Annotated in this window: 27 protein-coding genes; 24 read left to right on the forward strand and 3 right to left on the reverse strand. The window is 59.3% G+C overall.

All coding sequences use genetic code 11. The annotated features are described in order from the left end of the window. Positions 1-115: 115 nt before the first annotated feature. The 3 genes from V3C10_10970 to V3C10_10980 form a co-directional block, all read right to left on the reverse strand. Positions 116-961, reverse strand: a complete 846-nt coding sequence (locus V3C10_10970) for a helix-turn-helix domain-containing protein (GenBank protein ID WVP64296.1) — start codon at positions 959-961, stop codon at positions 116-118. Between the two features lie 37 nt (positions 962-998). After that, positions 999-1,220 carry a hypothetical protein gene (locus V3C10_10975; protein ID WVP64297.1) on the reverse strand — a complete coding sequence of 74 codons (222 nt, stop codon included), beginning with the start codon at positions 1,218-1,220 and terminating at the stop codon, positions 999-1,001. A gap of 449 nt (positions 1,221-1,669) precedes the next feature. Continuing rightward, complete coding sequence (locus V3C10_10980) at positions 1,670-2,107, reverse strand: hypothetical protein (GenBank protein ID WVP64298.1); 438 nt, start codon at positions 2,105-2,107, stop codon at positions 1,670-1,672. 208 nt (positions 2,108-2,315) lie between these two features. Between V3C10_10980 and V3C10_10985 the strand changes: the two genes are divergently transcribed. The 24 genes from V3C10_10985 (at position 2,316) to ssb (ending at position 18,514) form a co-directional block, all read left to right on the forward strand. Then, on the forward strand, positions 2,316-2,594 hold the full coding sequence (locus V3C10_10985) for a hypothetical protein (protein ID WVP64299.1): 279 nt from the start codon (positions 2,316-2,318) through the stop codon (positions 2,592-2,594). A gap of 101 nt (positions 2,595-2,695) precedes the next feature. Beyond that, complete coding sequence (locus tag V3C10_10990; GenBank protein WVP64300.1) at positions 2,696-2,947, forward strand: hypothetical protein; 252 nt, start codon at positions 2,696-2,698, stop codon at positions 2,945-2,947. Between the two features lie 317 nt (positions 2,948-3,264). Next, positions 3,265-3,465, forward strand: a complete 201-nt coding sequence (locus V3C10_10995) for a hypothetical protein (GenBank protein ID WVP64301.1) — start codon at positions 3,265-3,267, stop codon at positions 3,463-3,465. A 134-nt stretch (positions 3,466-3,599) separates the two neighbouring features. After that, on the forward strand, positions 3,600-4,049 hold the full coding sequence (locus tag V3C10_11000; GenBank protein ID WVP64302.1) for a hypothetical protein: 450 nt from the start codon (positions 3,600-3,602) through the stop codon (positions 4,047-4,049). Positions 4,050-4,124: 75 nt separating this feature from the next. Beyond that, positions 4,125-4,397: a hypothetical protein gene (locus tag V3C10_11005; protein ID WVP64303.1), complete on the forward strand. Its 273-nt coding sequence runs from the start codon at positions 4,125-4,127 to the stop codon at positions 4,395-4,397. Positions 4,398-4,540: 143 nt separating this feature from the next. Then, entirely contained in the window at positions 4,541-4,822 is a 282-nt protein-coding gene (locus V3C10_11010; protein WVP64304.1) for a hypothetical protein, read from the forward strand. Positions 4,823-4,943: 121 nt separating this feature from the next. Next, positions 4,944-5,510, forward strand: a complete 567-nt coding sequence (locus V3C10_11015; GenBank protein ID WVP64305.1) for a hypothetical protein — start codon at positions 4,944-4,946, stop codon at positions 5,508-5,510. 133 nt (positions 5,511-5,643) lie between these two features. Continuing rightward, on the forward strand, positions 5,644-6,624 hold the full coding sequence (locus tag V3C10_11020; protein WVP64306.1) for a hypothetical protein: 981 nt from the start codon (positions 5,644-5,646) through the stop codon (positions 6,622-6,624). A gap of 105 nt (positions 6,625-6,729) precedes the next feature. After that, positions 6,730-8,262: a DEAD/DEAH box helicase gene (locus tag V3C10_11025; protein WVP64307.1), complete on the forward strand. Its 1,533-nt coding sequence runs from the start codon at positions 6,730-6,732 to the stop codon at positions 8,260-8,262. A gap of 521 nt (positions 8,263-8,783) precedes the next feature. Further along, positions 8,784-9,404, forward strand: a complete 621-nt coding sequence (locus V3C10_11030; GenBank protein WVP64308.1) for a hypothetical protein — start codon at positions 8,784-8,786, stop codon at positions 9,402-9,404. Positions 9,405-9,538: 134 nt separating this feature from the next. Continuing rightward, the gene (locus V3C10_11035; GenBank protein ID WVP64309.1) at positions 9,539-10,099 is read left to right on the forward strand and encodes a hypothetical protein; all 561 of its coding nucleotides are present in this window, start codon (positions 9,539-9,541) and stop codon (positions 10,097-10,099) included. 138 nt (positions 10,100-10,237) lie between these two features. Then, complete coding sequence (locus V3C10_11040) at positions 10,238-10,657, forward strand: hypothetical protein (protein ID WVP64310.1); 420 nt, start codon at positions 10,238-10,240, stop codon at positions 10,655-10,657. A 22-nt stretch (positions 10,658-10,679) separates the two neighbouring features. Beyond that, positions 10,680-10,898 (forward strand): hypothetical protein, encoded by a 219-nt coding sequence (locus V3C10_11045; protein ID WVP64311.1) that lies wholly within the window; start codon positions 10,680-10,682, stop codon positions 10,896-10,898. A gap of 23 nt (positions 10,899-10,921) precedes the next feature. Continuing rightward, a complete protein-coding gene (locus V3C10_11050) occupies positions 10,922-11,575 on the forward strand; it encodes a hypothetical protein (GenBank protein ID WVP64312.1) in 654 nt (217 codons plus the stop codon). A gap of 73 nt (positions 11,576-11,648) precedes the next feature. Further along, on the forward strand, positions 11,649-12,251 hold the full coding sequence (locus V3C10_11055; GenBank protein WVP64313.1) for a 3'-5' exonuclease: 603 nt from the start codon (positions 11,649-11,651) through the stop codon (positions 12,249-12,251). 9 nt (positions 12,252-12,260) lie between these two features. Further along, a complete protein-coding gene (locus V3C10_11060) occupies positions 12,261-12,530 on the forward strand; it encodes a hypothetical protein (GenBank protein WVP64314.1) in 270 nt (89 codons plus the stop codon). A gap of 132 nt (positions 12,531-12,662) precedes the next feature. Continuing rightward, positions 12,663-13,301, forward strand: a complete 639-nt coding sequence (locus V3C10_11065; GenBank protein WVP64315.1) for a hypothetical protein — start codon at positions 12,663-12,665, stop codon at positions 13,299-13,301. 411 nt (positions 13,302-13,712) lie between these two features. Continuing rightward, positions 13,713-14,201, forward strand: a complete 489-nt coding sequence (locus tag V3C10_11070; protein ID WVP64316.1) for a hypothetical protein — start codon at positions 13,713-13,715, stop codon at positions 14,199-14,201. 65 nt (positions 14,202-14,266) lie between these two features. Continuing rightward, on the forward strand, positions 14,267-14,809 hold the full coding sequence (locus V3C10_11075; GenBank protein WVP64317.1) for a hypothetical protein: 543 nt from the start codon (positions 14,267-14,269) through the stop codon (positions 14,807-14,809). 72 nt (positions 14,810-14,881) lie between these two features. Further along, positions 14,882-16,075, forward strand: a complete 1,194-nt coding sequence (locus V3C10_11080) for a hypothetical protein (protein WVP64318.1) — start codon at positions 14,882-14,884, stop codon at positions 16,073-16,075. Further along, on the forward strand, positions 16,068-16,349 hold the full coding sequence (locus V3C10_11085; GenBank protein WVP64319.1) for a hypothetical protein: 282 nt from the start codon (positions 16,068-16,070) through the stop codon (positions 16,347-16,349). Before V3C10_11080 ends, V3C10_11085 begins: the two co-directional genes overlap by 8 nt. Before the next feature lie 393 nt (positions 16,350-16,742). Beyond that, complete coding sequence (locus tag V3C10_11090; protein ID WVP64320.1) at positions 16,743-17,222, forward strand: hypothetical protein; 480 nt, start codon at positions 16,743-16,745, stop codon at positions 17,220-17,222. 134 nt (positions 17,223-17,356) lie between these two features. Further along, positions 17,357-17,941 carry a hypothetical protein gene (locus V3C10_11095; protein WVP64321.1) on the forward strand — a complete coding sequence of 195 codons (585 nt, stop codon included), beginning with the start codon at positions 17,357-17,359 and terminating at the stop codon, positions 17,939-17,941. A 183-nt stretch (positions 17,942-18,124) separates the two neighbouring features. Then, a complete protein-coding gene (ssb, locus tag V3C10_11100; protein ID WVP64322.1) occupies positions 18,125-18,514 on the forward strand; it encodes a single-stranded DNA-binding protein in 390 nt (129 codons plus the stop codon). The last annotated feature ends 4 nt before the right edge of the window (positions 18,515-18,518 follow it).

Below are 18,518 nucleotides of genomic sequence, written 5' to 3' on the forward strand. Positions count from 1 at the left end.
TTCTTCCCACAGCCGATGAGAACCGTTTCTCGGGCTTTTAATGGGTGCCTTGCGTACTTACTCGCACATGGTCGGCAAATCCCCGCAAATCCAATCTCGTAGCCTTGCAGCTACATCAATACGTGCCGTCGAAGTGCATCTCCATGGCGGTCATGTAATCGACCCCGTGCTTCTCCATGATGTCGTCGATGCTCATCTCCGGTCGGGCAGGTGCCGTTGATTGGGCCTGCACCTGGGCCTTGGGTGTCATTCCTCGCTCCGCGTCCCTCCTTGCCCAGGTGCGGATGGTGGCGTGGTGGTTCTTGTAGCTCTTGCCGCTGCTGTCCATGTACGTGCTCAGGCGGTCGATGCGCTCCTGCCAATCTGCGGGGAACTCGGCCTTGAGCTTCGAGAGGTCGGTGTCCGACAACTTGACGTTGCCGTAACACCCATAAGTGCCCTTCTTCTCGGGAGCAGCCTTCGCCGGGGCGGTCGCATATCCATCGGTACTTGCTCCCTTTTTCCTTTCTTCATTCGTATTTGATTGCTTTGTATTTAATTGTCGTTGAGTCTCCAAGTTTGGCTTATCCAGATTTGGCTTATCCAGATTTGGATTTTCCAAACTTGGATAATCACATTGTGGCAATCCCGTGACCTGCACGTTTGTCTCGACCAGTGTTTGATTTTCTTGAGGGTAGTCTGAGAAGGTCCATAGCCAGTCTATGACCTTGCCCTTGGCATCTCGCAGACGTGTACGAGAGAGGTAGCCGGAGCCTTCCAACTCCTTGATGGCCGTGCGCACGGATGTCTGACCGTCAGCCGGGAGTATCATCTGCAACCCCTTTTCGCTGAACTCCCAGTTGTCTGGAAGCGACAGCATAGTGCAGAGAAGGCCGCGAGCCTTGAGCGACAGGTTGCTCTTGAAAACTTGGTTGTCGATGACCGTGAAATTGCTCTTGTGTGCTTTACGAAGAACCGCCATAGATGTTTTCCTTCCTTTTGGTGCCTTGAAGGGTCCGTCAGGCGACGGCGCTTCCCGTCTCCGTCAACGTGTACCAGTTGCGGCAATCGGGGTCGAGACCGTCATATTCGCGCTCGGCGATGAGACCGCGACCGCACGACTTGAAATAACCGACCTGCGACCCGTCGGGGAACCGCATCAGGTGCGCGATATGATTGAGCACGACTGCGGCGCGGATGCCGTGCTCCATCGCCACGTCAGCATCGAAACTGACCTCCATGTAAGTGCCTCCAAACGACAATACCCCGTGGCGATTGCGGACACCACGGGGTATTTCTATATATTTCCCGCCACGAGGGCTGAGAAAGCTAAGTTGTCCGGTTCCGCAATAAACCTCGATACCGAGGATACACCATTCGGCGATGGGATGCACGCTGCATGGAGGCTCCATATATTCACCATGTTTGTAGTAAGATAGTCTCCTACAATGCTTGCAATATGACATATCGCTCTCCACGTATCCTTCACACACCCATTTAATTATTTATAGGGACACGCGCGAGGGGTCGCCGAGTGCCAAATCGGTCGGGAATGTGAAATGTGGGTGCCGAAAGCGCCGAGGTGTCGTATCATCGAGTCAGTCCTTTCTGCTTGATGAGTTGCAGCAGAGACGGGAGACCCGCAGGGGGAGGCATCTGCCATCCGCTGCGGGTTTTTCCCTTTTGCGGCCTACCAGTCCGCCTGCTTCTCATCCTCGGCCATGTCGATGGTTTCCGGCATCTCGGTCACATCCTCGACCGCATCTGGTTTCCCTGTGCGCTTCGGCTTCGAGGAGCGCTTGAACGCGTCAAGCACCTCCTTCGCCTCCATGGGCGTGCGCGTGTCGGTGACCGCCATGAGCCGGATGTCCTCGGCGTTGTCGGCGAGCCAGCCTTGCAGCCCTTCGAGGTCGATGGCGGTCCAATCCGCGCCGAGGGTCTTGAGCACGGTTTCGCCGATAGCCGCGAGGGTCGCGGCTTTCCACTTCCTCGCCTGCTCGCGCTCCTTGGCGGCGGCTACCTTCCGCTGCTCCTTGAGCGCTGCGGCCTGCCGTTTCAACTCATCGAGCTTCCCGTCGATTTCAGATACCGTTGGCATGTTCAGTCCTTTCCGTCTATTCGCCGACATGAGCCTCCATTATATGCCAGAGTCGGTTTCCCACCCTTCCAACAGCCTGCGGGTCGGGTTGGGAACCCTTCGGCCATTGAAAGCGTGGAAAACCGACAGAGGTGGTTGCCTTGTTATCATTGTAGTATAGTGGTATACTAGCAATGTTGTTTTATATACGGTATCTGCCGTTTACAGGCAGGTGCCCGTCGGGAGAGGAGTTCAATCCATGGGTTTGAGGGACATGTACAGTGCCGGGGACATCATCGAGTACGAGGGGGGCGGTCGCGACTACCTCGTGTCAATCGAGGGCGAGGAGGGCCTGTGGGTGAACGCCTGCAACCCGTCGTGGGTCGAGCGCGGGCTTCGCGGCTTCTGCGATGAGTGCCACCCGTTCTTCGCCGACTGCCTGTACGAGTGTGCCGAGGTCGTGGGCCACTTCGGCGAGGGCACCGTCGAGGATGCCCGCCGATGGTACGGGGAGAACAAGGCCGTGTATCGCGGCTGAATGTGCTACGATGGTCGGGCCGTCTCCTTTCTTGACGGTGGTTGCATGTGGGGACCGGGGGATGTTTGATGCCCTCGGTCCCCTTGTCTGATTGGAGTCACATGATGGAGAACCAGAACGACCAAGTGCTCGTGACGCGGAAGACGGGACTGACCGGTGCCCAGAAGGCGGGCTACCTGTTCGCCGGTCTGCTCGGTGGCGCGGGATGCGCCATCTTGGCATCCCTGTGCAACATCGACGCGCCGTACCGCTCGGATTGCACCAAGTTCGCGCTCATCGGCCTCGGCATCCGAATCGCGCTGTCGGTCATCGGCTACATCGCGATGCTGCCCTTCACGGCGATGCTCTACTGATTACCCGATAAAGGCTAGGAAAAGACCCTCTCGGCGGCTCGATGCCACGGGAGGGTCTTTTCATGCCGGGATGATGAGAAGGCAGGGAGAGAGGAGGGAGGGTGACGGCTATGGCAAGGGCGGTGCAGTAGGCGCGGTGATGCGGTTCGCATGGGTGACGGATGGGGGAGGGCAGGGATAGGGGCAAGCCCCTATGACCCATGTTCCCTGCGGGGGCGGCTTTGTGGAGAGGGCGTGTAGGAATGTAGTTTACTACATTGATAGCATGGTAGGTTGATATAATTAAGCCACAGGCAACCGAGAGAAAGGAACCGGATATGAGCCGCGAGGAAGAGTACAAGCAGAAGTGCCGTCAGGTGAAGGATTACTACCTTGAGGAAATCTGCGAGCACGAGGATGCGGGATGCCTCGGGGATGCGGAGAACGCCCGCAAGTGGCGGAGGGCGGAGCTTGAGGAGCTTGACCGCCAGTACCGCGAGGGCGAGCCGATGACCGGATGCGGCATCGCGTTGCAGTAGTAGGGATGTCCGAGGGGCATCCGCGAGGGTGCCCTTTTTCATGGAAAGGCTATGTGGTAATGTAGTTTGCCACATTGGTAGGATGCCGCATTGATATAATTGAGCCACAGGCAACCGAGAAGAGAGGAAATGACATGCTGCACACGTTGGAGAAGGGCGAGTACCCGAAGGGGCACCGCTACTGGTCGAACGCGACCGGTGACCTCAACGCCGCCTTGGAAGACCTGCCCGTGCAACTCAGGCGCGTGCTTGACGAGCTGTGGTCGGACGGCTACGGGGTGGAGTGCTATCTTGTCGAGTGGAATGGGCGATACTGCGTCCAGCTCTCCGCCATGTATGACGGGAGCTACGCAGCGGACCTCGGCATGGGCTACCCGGAGCTTGTCGAGCTGGCTCGCGGACGTGCAAAGGAGCTGGGAGTCGAGCGGCCGGACCTCCATGTGGTGTTCGCGGAGGATGTGGACCAGTGGAGGGCTAACGACCCCTTCACCGAGATTTGGGTGGTCATGCCGTGGGACGTGGATGCAGACGCCTTCCATGAGGTGGCGGATTGGTTAGATTCCCGTTGCCGTTTCAACGAGTAGCCGGATATGGAAACATCAGGGGGCACTTCGGCGGTGCCCCTTCCCCGTGTGGGACTGGAAGAGAGGGGAACACCTATGCTCGATGCGAGGACGGCGAGAATCTTGGCGAAGGAGAACGAGAAGGGTTACGAGGCCCGCTGGCGGCGGGAGATGGTCGAGCGCTGCGAGAAGAACATCGAGAAGGCCGTCAATGAAGGCAGACTCCATGCGGTCCTCTTCGTCGGCGGTCTTGACGATGCCAAGCGGGAAGCGTTGGAGGTCATGCGCGGGCGGGGGTTTGAGATTGGCGAGGAGGTCTGGCGGGAAGGCCTCTTCAAATACCGAGACGTATATATCGCGCGATGGTGAGGGCAGGGCATATACCCAAGCGAGGGCATCCAAGTGGGTGCCCTTCTTTATGATGTATATGTGGATACCTGTTTTGCTACCTATGTGGTATTGTGGTTTGCTACAATGCTATTAGCACAAGCCAATGTTGAATGGATGGGGACATGGGGAAGATGGACAAGACCGAGAAGTACACGGTCGCGGGTCTCTGTTTCGGCGGGAGCGGTGTGTTCCTCTGCGAGGATGCCGTTGTCTGCGCCCGCGTCTACGGGTATTGCGACGGCACGGTGGTCGAGTTCTGCATGGGAATCGCCTGCATCGTCATCGCGACCGTCTCGCTCTACATCGCCGGTATGCTTCGAGACCGCCGCATCCAAGCGGAGTTCGACCGCCGTCGCGCCGAGCGCGAGCGCCGCAGGGCCGAACGGAAGAACCGGGGATGGTGACACCGTGGGGCACCCGAGAGGGTGCCCTTTGGCATGTGGCTCATATAGTTAGATACCAATCTATCCTGATGGTATTGTGGTCTGATGTGATAGCACCTAGATAAGAGGTCGGGGAGGGGATATGCCGGATACGCGCGAAGGCGATTTGGGGACTACCGCCTGTTACCTCACGGTCGAACGGCTCGCCCTGCAAGCCGGGGTGGAAAGCCCCTTCTGGGACGAGACCTCGCTGCTCATGGGCGGCTGCGAGGGGCCTTGGTACAAAAAGCCCCTCACGCCCCGCAGGCTGCGGTCTTTCCTCAAGCGATACGGCGGGAGCCTTCCTGATGATGACGGACAGCGCGTGTGCGCCGCTTCCGTGTTCTCGGATGTGATGCGTCTGCACGGCATCCCCATAGAGGATGGGGCGGATGACCTAGGTGCGCTCTACGTGAGGCGGGCGGAATCGGTAGGCATGACCGTGGCCTTCCTCGCCACCGGATGCACCCTCGCCGATATGGCGGCAATCACGGGGGTTTGCGAGGAGGAGGTTGCCGAGCGCATCACGCGCACATGGGACGGCGATGCACTGGGGCGGATATACGGACTCGCCCACGCCACGTACCATGACCGCATTGCCGAGACCTTCGCATCATCAGATGACCTTGACGAGCCTTGGGGTGATTGGACATGCCCATGTCGGGAATGACGAGGGAACTTCATCCCCTCGGACTCCCCAGAGGCATCGCCCTCCCCGTCGATTCACGGCTGCGCCATGTCTCGACGGCTCACGCGATGGATAATGAGGGCAAATAGGATTCACGGTTCGAGAGGAGACCGACATGAAGATACCGGCGAGCAAGGTGCCCGCGCAGGTGTGGGCTGACAGGGCGAGGCGGCGTGCCGACTTGGATGAAGTGGAGAGCATGTTGCTGTCTTCTTGGGATGACAGCAAACAGGTTTATAGAATCGGCAAGGAGCTTTGGGATGAGCTTCGCATTGATGAGGCGGACGAGGTGCCGGTGGATGCGCTGCTGCGACTGCCATATGGCTGTATCTTCATAGAGAGAAGATGGGTAGATGAGTATGAACAGCTGCTAACCGATGATATGGCTGACACCTGGGGTGAGGCGAGTTGTTATGTGACGCGTTACTACGAGGGATGTTTTTGCTGGGTTGAGGGGCGAACTCTCTTCGTCGATAGCTTGACCCATCATTGCGAGATGAGGCACACGGACGATTATGGTTCGGACGTGGCGGAGGTTCGATGCGGGATGCGGATGTGGCTCGATACAATCGAGCTTCCGATAGATGAGGGAATTTCGCTTGAAAGATGGTATTCCGAGCAGCTGAATGCTGTTCGTAAAGCGAATGAGTCCATGTCATATGCTTGTGAGGTTACCGATGAGGAACTGTTGATGACGGCTCATTCACGCAGCTATCTTCTTGAGCATATCTTGGGGTCTCTTCTCTATATCTCCTCCAAGGAGGCCGATGTGCGCACGGTCTACGTTCCCCAGAAGAACCAGTCCCGAAAGAGCCGTCAGACCGATTGCACCGTCCATGACGTGGGTTTCCGCATTGCCCCGCAGCTCGCGGAGGTTCGCCGTGTCTACGAGCATGAGGCGAAGGGGCAGGATGGCGGCAAGACCGGACGGCATGTGGCACCCCATGTCAGGCGCGGCCATTGGCACGGGTACTGGACTGGTCCGAGGGAGAACCCCACCGGTCTCGAAATCAAGTGGGTCGCGCCGACGGTAGTGAACGCCTCGCGCGGTGAGCTTGAGGGAACCGTCCATGAGGTCGGTGGCCGTGACGCTTGAGACGGCATGTGCACATCTCATGGTATTGTAGATTCGCACCATTGTTGCTTTGTAGTCTGATATAATCATATCCATATAGCATCATCTCGACTTGGAAGGGGTCGCATGGAAGAGGAGGAGCGCACGTTCACGCCGGGTCAGGCGGAGGCCATGGATGCCCTGCTGTCTGGCCGCAACGTGTTCCTGTCGGGTAACGCCGGTACGGGCAAGAGCTATGTGCTCAACGCATTCATCGAGGAGCTTGAGGAGCGCGAGGTTCCCTACCTCGCCATGGCCCCGACGGGGATAGCCGCGCAGAACTTGCATAACGGCACGACCATCCACCGCACCTTGCAGGTGGGTTTCGGCGTGCTCGACCCGCACGACGAGAACAAGAAGACGCTCACGCGCAAGGTGCTCAACAAGGCCGAGGTCATCATCATCGACGAGGTATCCATGTGCCGCATCGACCTGTTCGAGCGCGTCATGAACATGGTGCTCGCAGCCAAGCGCGTCTCGGGCAGGAAGCAGGTCGTGCTCGTGGGCGATTTCTTCCAGCTTCCGCCGGTCGTGACCGATGATGACCGCAAGGTGCTGATGCAGCTGTGGCCGGGCAATGATGACGGCTACGCCTTCAAGTCCCCGCTATGGAAGGGCATGGGCTTCGAGCCGCATGTCCTCACCGAGGTGGTGCGCCAGAGCGACCCGGAGTTCATCGGTCAGCTCAACCGCGCCCGCATCGGCGATAGGGACTGCATCGCCTACTTCAACGAGCGCTCCATCTCCGACCGCAAGCGGGCACCGGAGGATGACCTGTGGCTGTGCGCCACGAACCGCATGGCATCCACCATCAACGACGAGCGCGTGGGGGAGTTGGAGCGCTTGGGCGCAAGGGCGCGGACGTACACGGCGTACTCCTACGGAGATGTGAAGCCCTCGGACAAGCCCACCGACGACAAGCTGCGTCTCGTGGAGGGCGCACGCGTGATGCTGCTCGCCAACATGCCCGACCACGGTCTCGCGAACGGCTCGCTGGGGACCATCTCGGAAGTCGGGGTGGATTGCGTCACGGTCGAGTTCGATGACTGCGAGTACCCCGTCGAGGTGAGCGAGAAGGAATGGAAGGTGCTGAAATCCTCCGTTCGCGACATCATCGGCGATGACGGGAACCCCGCGCAGGAGCTTGTCATCGACACGGTGGGCGCGTTCACGCAGATTCCCCTTCGCCTCGCGTTCGCCATCACCATCCACAAGTCGCAGGGTCAGACCTTCGAGCGCTGCGCCGTCCACTCCAAGGTGTTCGGCGCGGGCATGCTCTACGTCGCCCTGTCCCGCTGCACCACCTTCGACGGTCTCACCGTCTGGCCGAAGATAGAGCGCCAGCGCCTCTATGCCAACGAGTCGGTCATCGAGTTCTACGACTCCCTCGCCGCCAAAGTCGAGGAGGTACACGAGCCGTCGCAAGGCGCTCTGTTCGATGTGGATGCGCCTACGGCACCTTTGCCTACACCCACGAACAAGGCGGGGCGAACTGATGACGGCATGGTCTATATCAAGTGTCCCGCGCAGGTTGCCGACCGCGTGCGAGGCTACATCGACGCGCTGATGGAAGGTGCGGATGGCGGTTATAATCAATCCTGTACACAGGTCGCAGAGTAGAGGGGAAGCCGATATGTGCTATTACGACTCAAAGGTGTACGACCCGGAGCGATACGCGGACGAATAGCCGCAGATACCTCGATTCCACCGATACGGCACTACGGGTAAGACCGGCGATGCGATGGAAAAGATTTGTGGGGCAAGAAAGTGTTTCGATTGGATATGGCTATGAAACGAACTGGTTTGACTTGATAGGGATACGCTACGAGTTGTAAAGCAGTGACCAGATTGCACGGAAGGGGTCGCGCTCGGCGCGGCCCCTTTTCTCATGTGTGGATGGAAGGCAAGGAGGGCGGAGAGAAGGGTGACGGCTATGGCAAGGGCGGTGCAGTAGGCGCGGTGATGCGGTTCGCATGGATGACGGATTGAGGAGGGCAAGGATAGGGGCAAGCCCCTATGACCGGGTTCCCTGCGGGGGCGACTTTGTGGAGAGGGCGTGTAGGAATGTAGTTTGCTACATTGATAGCATGATAGGTTGCTATAATTAAGGCACGGTAAGACCAAGAGAAAGGGAACCGGATATGGGCAACCGAGCGGTAATCACCACGCCTGACAAGAAGATGGGCATTTACCTCCACTGGAACGGCGGGCGAGATAGCGTCGAGGCGTTCCTGCACTACTGCGAATTGCATGGCTTCCGCAGCCCCGACCGCGACCCCTACGGCTGGGCGCGTCTGTGCCAAGTCATCGGCAATTTCTTCGGTGGCGGTCTGAGTGTTGGGGTCGGTCTCTACGACCAGCTCGACACGGATAACTGGGACAATGGTGTCTACATCATCGAAGGGTGGCGCATCGTCGGTCGTGAGTTCAACCGTCATGCCGAGCAGAGTTCATACGACCACGCGGTCATGCTCCATGACATCGACGACAGCCAGCCGGAGGGGATGCGCCTCGGCAGGTACATCGACGCGGTTGAGGTGCCGGTGCGCGAGGTCGAGGAGGGCGATGAGGTCTGGTTGGAGAGCGTGCGGGGCGGATTCGAGCCGTACCGCGTCTGTGGGTTCGCGGTGCCGCCGAGTTTGCGGAGGACCGGTGTTCGGCTTCCATTCGTGGAGATGTACAACGCCGAGGAGGGGCGAGAGGCCGTGCTGCTCAACCCGAACAACTTCATCAGGAGCGCGACCGTCCGGGTGACGCGCTGACAAATGGGAAGTGGGCATCCGAGAGGGTGCCCTTATTCATGGAGAGGATATGTAGGAATGTGTTTTACTACATTTATGGCATGGTAGGTTGATATAATTAAGCCACAGGCAACCACGAGGGAAGGAACCCCACCATGAAGTACAAGGGCATCGAGCTTGAGGGTCTGGACAAGAAGGTCAAGCTGTCGCATAGCCGCGTCATGGAGACCGACGAGGGCACCGACTGGATTGACAAGCTGCTCACCTGCGACAAGGCCGCGCTCACGCCGACCCGGTTCCACGAGGTCAGCGCCCTCAGCTCCGTCATCAATATGGACTACCAGATTTGCAACGGCGGCATAGAGCAGTACGTCTTCAACGGCTACCACGAGTACCGCGCACCGTACAGCGATGATGACGTGGCGCAGCTCGATTTGAACCAGCAGTTCATAATGCTTTGCAGGTTGGTGGCTTTCGGCGGCGATGTCTTCCCCGGGATGGATAAGAATGAGGCCGTCCTTCGTTGGGCGGGGAACTTCCACCACTGTGATTGGGAATCGCTTCTCGATGGCGATGAAGATGGGTATGTTGACGAGTATCAGTTGGGGAAGTTGGAGGAGTGCGAGCAGGCTTACTACGACGGTGTTAGCGAACATGTGGCTTTTCTCTGCGAGGCATACGCCCAGTACCTCTGCAAGTCATACGGAATCGCCTAGCTGGTCGATGAAGGGGGCACCCACGGGGTGCCCCCTTTTCCTTGGCATGGGCGAATCGTTCCCGCGTGTCCATGAAAAGGGTTGTGTGCGATATATGTAGGTTCCTACTTTACCATATTTGTGGGTTGGTAGTTTGCTATGATGATAGCGGCACAACGGAAAGGACACGCCATGGGCAGCTACTTCCACGTCATCGAGCGCAAGGTCGGCGGGAACCTCGACGCGTTCCGCCGTGAGCTTGGCCGTCTCCGCGAGAGCGGGCACTTCCACCGCGACCGCCATGAGCGCATTATGCGCATCGCCCAGACGGTGGGTTTCGGCCACATCGTCCGCCAGTGCCTCGTGGACACCGGGCACCGCGCCGGTTGCGAGGTCCATGTCCTCACGAGCACGGGAATCGTCCTCGTGTTCAACGCGCATTCGTGCAAGCTCGTCACCGTCCTCGTGGCGCGTCCGGGTCAGGTCGCGCGTTACTACGAGCCTTTCGGGGAGGATGTGCCGGATTGGCTGATGGCTCGGGCGTATGAGAACACCTGCGTCCGTCATCTGAACTACTAGGAGAAGGGAAGGAAACGACATCATGGATTACTACTTCTTCATCAAGCTGCGCCGCAAGGTGCCCACGCGGAAGCACAAGCTGGGCATGGATACCGCCGTGTGCCGCGCGGCGAGCAAGGAGGCGGCGGTGGCGCAGCTCCTACCGGAGATGCGGGATTGCGTCGAGTTCGTGTCCCAGCGCTGGACGATGCGCGATTGCTACCCGAACCCGAAAGGTATACTGAGGGACGAGATTATCTAGCCATCAAGGGAAAGGATTGAGATATGGCTGACAAGAAGGACGAGATGTATCTGGTGGGCTGGTGCCCCGATTGCGGCAGGACCGTGGTCGTGCGGAAGGAGGATGAATGGACGTGCGGGTGCGGCCATGACCTGCTGAACCTCACCGCCTGTTCCTCCCCCGTGGAGATTGCCGAGGCCGTCGCGCTGATGGAGACCGTCAAGAACGACGCTTTGCGCGAACCTGATGCCATCCACCGCCCCACGCTCGCCGAGGAGGCTGCGAACGCCCGTGCGGCTGCTGCGGCCTTGGCTGAGGAGGAGGCGCGTTGCGAGGATGACGATGATGATGGTGCCTCCGACATCATCAAGGAGCTGTTCTGCGAGCTGTTCCGTGACGATGATTGCGAGGGTTGCCCGCTCCATCGGGAGGGCGGTGGCACGACCGACTCCGACGAGCTGCCCGGTGATGGGGACCTGCGCATGTTCATGGTCTCGGCGACTCCGTTCCCGGTGTGGGTGCGCGGTGAGGGCTGGGTGGATGCCGCCTTCGCCCTGCGCGGGGAAATCGAGGACATCGCCGTCGCGGGATTCACTGCCGCGTTGAAGGAGGGTTCGGTGCATCTCAGCGCCGTGCCCGTCAGCGCTGACGAGGACGCGCCGGGTATGGTCATGTTGGAGAAGGTCGTGCGCGACTAACAGTCGGAGATGTCCTTTTGCGGGGCCGTGTCGCAGGTGGCGCGGCCCTTTTTCAATCGAGAGGGAGAATGGAATGGAATCCAAGTACGATTACGTCGTGTTCGACATCGAGACCACGGGGCTGCACCCTGATAGCGACCAGATTTGCGAGATTGCCGCCATCGGTGTCAAGGACGGCCTGCCGCAGGGCTTGTTCTCGACGCTCGTGGCGATTGAGGGGTCTATGCCCGAGGCGGCGGGGCGCGTCAACGGCATCACCGACGATATGCTCAAGGGCGCTCCCGCCATCGGCGACGCGCTCGACGCGTTCCTCGACTTCATCGGGGAGGACGCGGTGCTCGCTGGGCACAACATCGCCTCCTTCGACATCCCGTTCGTGGCGAACGCAGCCGCCAAATCCGGTCGCGTCTTCATCTACCCCTATGTCATCGACACGTTGGAGGCGGCGAGGGAGCTGTGGCCCGACCTGCCCAGCCGCTCCATGGACAGCCTGCGCGGCATCCTCGGAATCGAGCGCAGGGACGCGCACCGCGCACTGGCGGACTGCTATGACGAGCTTGCGGTCTTGAACGCCGAGCTTTCGGTCATCATGCAGTCCTACACCCGGAAGATGGACTACTGCCGTGGCGAGCTTCTGCGCATCGCCGGTGAAATCACCGAGGAGATTGGGGAGTAGGCGGTCGCCGTGGCTGGCATGGACACCGTTTACAGCTTGGAGGTCTGGGTGCCGGACGGGGAGCGGTGGCGCTGGTCCGCCATCGGCGCGTACCCGACCTTGGATATGGCCGTCGCCGTGGGCGAGGGCTTCCTGTCCGTCAAGCCCTACCGCGTGAGGCGGGTGACGGATGTAGGCGACGGCTTCCACGACTTCCTTGCCGAGGAGGTCTTCGCCAACGCATTGACGGGGCGCATGAGGCTCCTGCGTGAGAAGTTCGGCCATAAGGGGAGGGGGTAGGACCTCCCAAGTCATGATGGAATTATGTGTCTCAATGTTTCCATCAATATTGTTTTGTAGTTTGCTATGATTGTAGATAGCAAACGGCACCGGAGGTGCGGTGCCGAGGACCATGGAAGGATGGTACGTATCATGAAGAAGGACGGGAACCGCCTTGAGGGCATCGGTGAGCGAATCGCCGTGCGCCTGACCCTGCTTGAGGAGGCTCTGGGCATGACCCCCGGCGACCCCGAGATTTACGGCAACTGGATTGCCTCGAAGGCCCCCGAGCCGGAGGTCGGCGAAGAGGAGGTCGAGGTCATCGAGGGCATGGATGCCGTGGAGGATGCGACCACCTGCTTCCCCCGCACGGAGGATGGCGTGCCCTTCTGCTGGGACTACCAAATCAAGGGCTTCTTCAAGGACGCCTGCTCATCCCTGCGCCGCGTGCCCGGTACCCGTTCGAGCAAGCTGACGGCCTTCAAGAAGGTCATCGACGGCACCGTGTTCGTGGAGCAGCGCAAAATCCCGTTCCAGCTCCCCGAGGGTGCCGAGTGCGGTCGCTGCGAGCGCCCGCTTCGCGCCAGCTCCGCCTCCGGCGAGCGCGTGGCGCTGGCCGCATCCGAGACCGTCCCAGCCGGTACCGTGCTTGAGTTCAGCATCCTCGTGATGAACCCCAAGGACGCGGAGACCGTGCGCGAGTGGCTGGACTACGGTCGCCTGCGCGGCCTGTTCCAGTGGCGCAACAGCGGCAAGGGCCGCTTCGGGTGGGAGGAGGTAGCCCGAGACTAGCTGCGAGACCCACATACGCAGATACGGCACCTCGGGTAAGACCGGCGAGGCTGCGAATTAGAGAAGTTGCGATACGCAATGAAATGGAGAGGAAATGCAGAGCATGGCTGCGAGATGGAGAGGCTAGGCGATGACGGCAATGACATGAGACGGAAAGGACACGCTGCGACTGGCAACGGAATTGAGATGATTCGCTGTGATACGAACGAAATGATATGGAATAGAGGCGCTTGGTGCCGACTGAGGCGCAGCGGATTCGCACCGCAACGCACCGATACGAGGGGAGATGGAAATGAAGGGCAATACGGCGCGGTGATGCGCTCATAGGATGACGGCGGGTCATGGGGCCTCGACGGCTCCGTGGCCCGCCCATATAAGATATACTCCTGATTACATGGAAGGATGATGCAGATGACAGACCAGACGGACACTGTGGTGAAGAAGCGTCGCGCACTCATCGCCGTGGGTGTGCTCCTACTCGCGCTCTGCGCGGGCGGAGCGTACCTCGCCCTCAATGGCGGCAAGACCGGCGGTGCCACCTTGGGCGGTTACGATGACATGACCAAGGAGGAGATTCAGGCCGAACTCGACCGTCAGGCGCGTGAGTCCATGATGACCATCTCGCTGGACATGACCCCGACCCTCTCCGCCGATGGCTCCAAGCTGGCGGTGCGCGTCGCCAACGTCGAGGAGAACCGCTTCGACCAGCTCATCGAGGTGGAGCAGGACGGGAAGGTCATCGGCTCCTACAAGGGCCTCAAGCCCGGTGAGAAGCTGGACGAGATTGACGTGACCGGCGCGAAGACGGGTGATGCCACCGTGACCGTTCAGGCCATGGAGGAAGGCGAGCCGTCCGGCAACCCCTCCGGCTTCGAGGTCATCATCACCGCATCTGAATAGCCGTGATTTCGCGGGATGGACCCGCGAGCGGATAGACACCCCGGATGGGGAGAAAGGGGCATGACATGCCTAAGTTCAAGAAGGGCCTCGCAGGAATCATGGCAGCCGCGATGCTCGCCACCGCAATCGGTACCCCTGCCGCAGCCTTCGCCGCCACGAACAAGACCACGACCGTCACGGTCAAGGCCGACGATTCCAACCTGACGGTGACGGTGCCGACGGTCATCCCGTTCACCATGGGCGCTGACGGCGTGCTGACCTCCGCGTCCTCCGGTGCGCTGCAAATCGTCAACGGCTCCAATTTCGGCATCCACGTCTCAGGCGTGTCCGTGGCGAAACAGTCCCCGTTCAACATCGTGGCCGACGCCTCCAAGGCTACCGAGGACAATGCTGTGGACTTCCAGTTCGGCGTGGACTCCGCACTCATCGACGCCGCCGCGCCGAAGGCCAAGGCCGGTTCCTACGACCTCGCCCCGACCGGTGCCGCTGGTGCGACCCTGAACCTCAAAGCGCAGGGTGACGCAAAGAACGTCAAGGAGGACATCGCCAAGGACAAGACCGTGGCGACCATCACTTGGACGTTCGCCGCCGGTAACGCCAAGGCCTAATGGACGGTGCATCTGTTCTCTTAATCTCGATGGCGCTCGACGTAGCGCCATTTTTTTCTAGGAAGGAGGAATATGGGAAAGACCAAGAAGGCCGGTCTCCTCGCACGCGCCGTGACCTGCCTCGCGGCCACCATCGCCATCGCCTTGGGCACCGCATCCCCGGCCTTTGCGGCAGGTGAGATTGACGGTTCGGTGGACACGTCTAACATCAGCGTCACCGTGCCGACCACGATTTCCTGCACCATGATGGCTGACGGAACGGTCGTGGCCCCGTCCGACTTGTCCATCGTGAACTCCGGCGATGCAGTCGTGGTGGATGCCTACACCGCCGATTCGATGGGCAACGCGGTAGATTTCACCCTCGACATCGGTGGAACCCGCGCCTTGAGCCGCACTGGTGGCAAAGATGAGCCAGCCTTATCACCCATTAAGCTCAAGGCAGGCTCCGAAGGGTCGCTGACCCTCTCCGTCTCAAAACTCTCACGCTCCAATCACGGTAGCCTCATCGACCGTGCAGCGGACGGAGCCACGGACATGTTTCGCCTTGGGTTCAACTTCGACACCACGACCCTTACTGATAAGGCCGCTATCAATATCGAGGGTACACCCGAGGTGGGTTCCACACTCACTGCGAACGTCACCGGTGCCCCGCCTCATGCGCAGATGAGCTATCAGTGGTATCGCAAGAAGACGGAATCAGTGCAGCGCCTCATAAGTTCCACTAATGATTTGCAATATGGTGGTGCTCTCTACGTAGAAGTGCCAGAACTTGGAAAAATCATCATTAAAGTATCTAACTCTGATGGTGCTTACGTGAGCGATGAATACCAAGCTCTTTTTAGTAATGACATTGAAGTTCCTTATGTCTCAGTAAGAAACTATGGGGAGACTCAAGGTGACTATTTAATTGTAAGTGTGTGTGAATATACATATGAGTTATCCCCCGGTCTTTATTATATGATACCGGCCAATTCATATGGTCCTCCGCGCAAAGCGGATGCGTATAGAATCGTTGATAATGAAATCGACGAAGCGATTGAGGGTGCGACAGGTAGCACTTATGACATCCAGAGTGGTGATGAGGGGTATTTCATTTACTGTAAGGCGATTGATGTTTCCGGAAATTATAGTGGTGAGTTGGTAAGCGAGACGGTCGGCCCAGTCAAAGCTGCAAAAAAGGGCGAGATACAGAGCATTGCCACGTCATCGGATGATATAGTCGGACAGGTGTTGATAACGTCTCATGGGGAGGTATCCAATGAGTAAGCATATCCTGACGCGTGTAATTGCCGTCCCACTTGCCTTGGCTATCGCGGCACCCATGCTGGTGCCCGCAGCGCCCGCTTTCGCCAACACCACTCAGGTGACCATCCGCGCCGTCGAGTCTGAGGGCGGGAAGCAGGAGACTGGCAGTTACGATAAGACCGGCGGCATCGGTCTCGCGCCGCTCATCGCAGTCGCGGGAGCATCTTCGGTCGCGTGCCTGACCCTCGCGCATCGACTCGGCAAGGGCGATGATGGTGAGAAGACGATTGCATGATGCCATGACCTGCCCGTTTCCCGCCAGACGCTCTGAGAGCCGATTCTAGGCGGCATCATCCGACATAGGTCATCTTGGACATGGGTGACATTCAAGACCCCGCAGGAGCGATTCTGCGGGGTCGTTTTTTCTCACGACGCGAATCGAGACGGTGGGAAGGCAGGGAGAGAGGAGGATGGGGTGACGGTCACAAGAAGGGCGATGTTGCAGAGATGGCGGTTGGTTCGCATGGGTGACGGATGGGGGAGGGCAAGGATAGGGGCAAGCCCCTATGACCCATGTTCCCTGCGGGGCGGTCTTGTGGAGAGCGTATGTGGGAATGTAGTTCACCACATTTGTAGTATGCTAGGTTGATATAATTAAGCCACAGGCAACCGAGAGAAAGGAACCGACATGTTCGAGCCGAAGTGCGACTGGTGGAAGAAGATTAAGTGGGAGGACAGGACGGTCCTGTTGAAGGGCATCCTCTCCATCAAGCGCGAGGATTACGGCAGGTTCGTCGAGCTGGCGCTTGACGCGGGCATGAGGAAGGCGCTTGCCGGGGATTACGACGAGGAGACGCAGACCGGCGAGTTCTGGTTCGATGCAGAGAAGGAGGGGCCGCGCGGCATCCTCGAATGGCTTGGGTTCTCGGCGGATGAGACCGAGGGGGGCTTGGAGTGTGTCTGCTTTGAAGACAGCGGGTACGGTGCATACAGGGACGACATGGGACGCGCCGTCTTCGAGGCCTGCGCCCCCGTCATCGGGGCTGGTTCCGTCCTTATGTTCATGGAGAACTGGGACGAGGCCGAGGAGAAGGACCCTCGCATCTGGCGATACACGTTCGATGGCGAGAAGATGCACGTCCAAGATGGTCGCTTCATCTTCGACTAGGTGGCAAGAGGGGCATCCGCGAGGGTGCCCCTATTCTTATGGAGAGTCTATGTGGCATACTGTATTACCACTTTTGTAGTATTGTAGGTTGCTATAATTAAGGCAACGCAAACCGCGAGGGAAGGAAACCCACCATGAAGCGCAACGACCTGAACGCCATCATCACGGGCATCGTGCATCGCTACATCGAGGACGGCTGGGTCCTTGAGATGTGTAATTCGAGTTACAGCGATGTCGTGGGCGTGCATTTCCTCTCCCGTGGCCGCGAGCGCGTCGCGGTCGGCATCCGCCGCCCGGAGTTGAAGGAGGTGAGCGATGACGCTCGATTCGCGAACTTGCAGGGGCTGGACTCGCGCATCCTGTTCGAGTGCCGCGCCCCGAAGGGGTCCTTCGATTGGGTTGAGCCTGAGAACGTCATCAGCGAGCGCGTGTTCTTCAAAGTCGATGGTGACTGGTACGTCGATGATGCCCGTGAGGCGGATGGAGCGAAGGCAAAGAGGCGCGAGAGGGCGAGGCGCGACTTCTACCGCAATTCCGCTCGCCGTTCGTTCCACCCCACCAAGGCGTTCCTCGACAAGTGGGTTCGCGGAATGTACGGATGGAAGAACGTCAAGCCCTCGGATGTCGTCATAGCGAAGGGGACGTGCGCAGATGGGATTTATTACCTTGTGCGGAAGACCGTCGGCAATGGTGACTGCTTCTCGGTCACGAGCTTTTGAAAGCGATAGGCACGGCATGGGAGGGGCACCGGATGACCGACGGCCCCTCCTTGGCATGTGGCGGGTTCGCCGCGTGTAGAAGATATGGAGGTTACTACATTTCAATTATACTGGCATTGTAGTTTGCTATATTGGTAGTGCCGAAAAGGCAGGTAGTCACATCCGAGTAGATTGGATTCAGACATGGCAATCAACCGAGTCATCATCGAGGGCAACCTGACGCGCGACGTGGAGATGCGCGCCACCGCCAGCGGCCTCGCAGTCGCAGGGTTCACCGTCGCGGTCAATGAGAAGCGCAAGAACGCCGAGGGCGAGTACGTCGATGCCCCCGTGTTCGTCAAGTGCTCCCTGTTCGGCACCCGCGCCGAGAAGCTGTCCAAGTACCTCCTCAAGGGCACCAAGGTCACCATCGACGGCAAGCTGCGCTACTCGCAGTGGACCAAGGACGATGAGAAGCGCCATGAGCTGAGCGTCATCGTTGACCAGCTTGAGTTCAGCGGCGGCAAGCGCGAGCAGACCGGCGATGCGCCCGCTCCTGAACTCGACCTCTATGACGAGGACATCCCGTTCTAGGGTT

The sequence above is a fragment of the [Clostridium] symbiosum genome (assembly GCA_036419695.1).
Taxonomy (GTDB): domain Bacteria; phylum Bacillota; class Clostridia; order Lachnospirales; family Lachnospiraceae; genus Otoolea; species Otoolea symbiosa_A.

What these genes read in the sequence shown, in the direction of transcription:
- V3C10_10970 (WVP64296.1), bottom strand. Translation starts at nt 961, where the DNA reads ATGGCGGTTCTTCGTAAAGCACACAAGAGCAATTTCACGGTCATCGAC.
- V3C10_10975 (WVP64297.1), bottom strand. Translation starts at nt 1,220, where the DNA reads ATGGAGGTCAGTTTCGATGCTGACGTGGCGATGGAGCACGGCATCCGC.
- V3C10_10980 (WVP64298.1), bottom strand. Translation starts at nt 2,107, where the DNA reads ATGTCGGCGAATAGACGGAAAGGACTGAACATGCCAACGGTATCTGAA.
- V3C10_10985 (WVP64299.1), top strand. Translation starts at nt 2,316, where the DNA reads ATGGGTTTGAGGGACATGTACAGTGCCGGGGACATCATCGAGTACGAG.
- V3C10_10990 (WVP64300.1), top strand. Translation starts at nt 2,696, where the DNA reads ATGATGGAGAACCAGAACGACCAAGTGCTCGTGACGCGGAAGACGGGA.
- V3C10_10995 (WVP64301.1), top strand. Translation starts at nt 3,265, where the DNA reads ATGAGCCGCGAGGAAGAGTACAAGCAGAAGTGCCGTCAGGTGAAGGAT.
- V3C10_11000 (WVP64302.1), top strand. Translation starts at nt 3,600, where the DNA reads ATGCTGCACACGTTGGAGAAGGGCGAGTACCCGAAGGGGCACCGCTAC.
- V3C10_11005 (WVP64303.1), top strand. Translation starts at nt 4,125, where the DNA reads ATGCTCGATGCGAGGACGGCGAGAATCTTGGCGAAGGAGAACGAGAAG.
- V3C10_11010 (WVP64304.1), top strand. Translation starts at nt 4,541, where the DNA reads ATGGGGAAGATGGACAAGACCGAGAAGTACACGGTCGCGGGTCTCTGT.
- V3C10_11015 (WVP64305.1), top strand. Translation starts at nt 4,944, where the DNA reads ATGCCGGATACGCGCGAAGGCGATTTGGGGACTACCGCCTGTTACCTC.
- V3C10_11020 (WVP64306.1), top strand. Translation starts at nt 5,644, where the DNA reads ATGAAGATACCGGCGAGCAAGGTGCCCGCGCAGGTGTGGGCTGACAGG.
- V3C10_11025 (WVP64307.1), top strand. Translation starts at nt 6,730, where the DNA reads ATGGAAGAGGAGGAGCGCACGTTCACGCCGGGTCAGGCGGAGGCCATG.
- V3C10_11030 (WVP64308.1), top strand. Translation starts at nt 8,784, where the DNA reads ATGGGCAACCGAGCGGTAATCACCACGCCTGACAAGAAGATGGGCATT.
- V3C10_11035 (WVP64309.1), top strand. Translation starts at nt 9,539, where the DNA reads ATGAAGTACAAGGGCATCGAGCTTGAGGGTCTGGACAAGAAGGTCAAG.
- V3C10_11040 (WVP64310.1), top strand. Translation starts at nt 10,238, where the DNA reads ATGATGATAGCGGCACAACGGAAAGGACACGCCATGGGCAGCTACTTC.
- V3C10_11045 (WVP64311.1), top strand. Translation starts at nt 10,680, where the DNA reads ATGGATTACTACTTCTTCATCAAGCTGCGCCGCAAGGTGCCCACGCGG.
- V3C10_11050 (WVP64312.1), top strand. Translation starts at nt 10,922, where the DNA reads ATGGCTGACAAGAAGGACGAGATGTATCTGGTGGGCTGGTGCCCCGAT.
- V3C10_11055 (WVP64313.1), top strand. Translation starts at nt 11,649, where the DNA reads ATGGAATCCAAGTACGATTACGTCGTGTTCGACATCGAGACCACGGGG.
- V3C10_11065 (WVP64315.1), top strand. Translation starts at nt 12,663, where the DNA reads ATGAAGAAGGACGGGAACCGCCTTGAGGGCATCGGTGAGCGAATCGCC.
- V3C10_11070 (WVP64316.1), top strand. Translation starts at nt 13,713, where the DNA reads ATGACAGACCAGACGGACACTGTGGTGAAGAAGCGTCGCGCACTCATC.
- V3C10_11075 (WVP64317.1), top strand. Translation starts at nt 14,267, where the DNA reads ATGCCTAAGTTCAAGAAGGGCCTCGCAGGAATCATGGCAGCCGCGATG.
- V3C10_11080 (WVP64318.1), top strand. Translation starts at nt 14,882, where the DNA reads ATGGGAAAGACCAAGAAGGCCGGTCTCCTCGCACGCGCCGTGACCTGC.
- V3C10_11085 (WVP64319.1), top strand. Translation starts at nt 16,068, where the DNA reads ATGAGTAAGCATATCCTGACGCGTGTAATTGCCGTCCCACTTGCCTTG.
- V3C10_11090 (WVP64320.1), top strand. Translation starts at nt 16,743, where the DNA reads ATGTTCGAGCCGAAGTGCGACTGGTGGAAGAAGATTAAGTGGGAGGAC.
- V3C10_11095 (WVP64321.1), top strand. Translation starts at nt 17,357, where the DNA reads ATGAAGCGCAACGACCTGAACGCCATCATCACGGGCATCGTGCATCGC.
- ssb (WVP64322.1), top strand. Translation starts at nt 18,125, where the DNA reads ATGGCAATCAACCGAGTCATCATCGAGGGCAACCTGACGCGCGACGTG.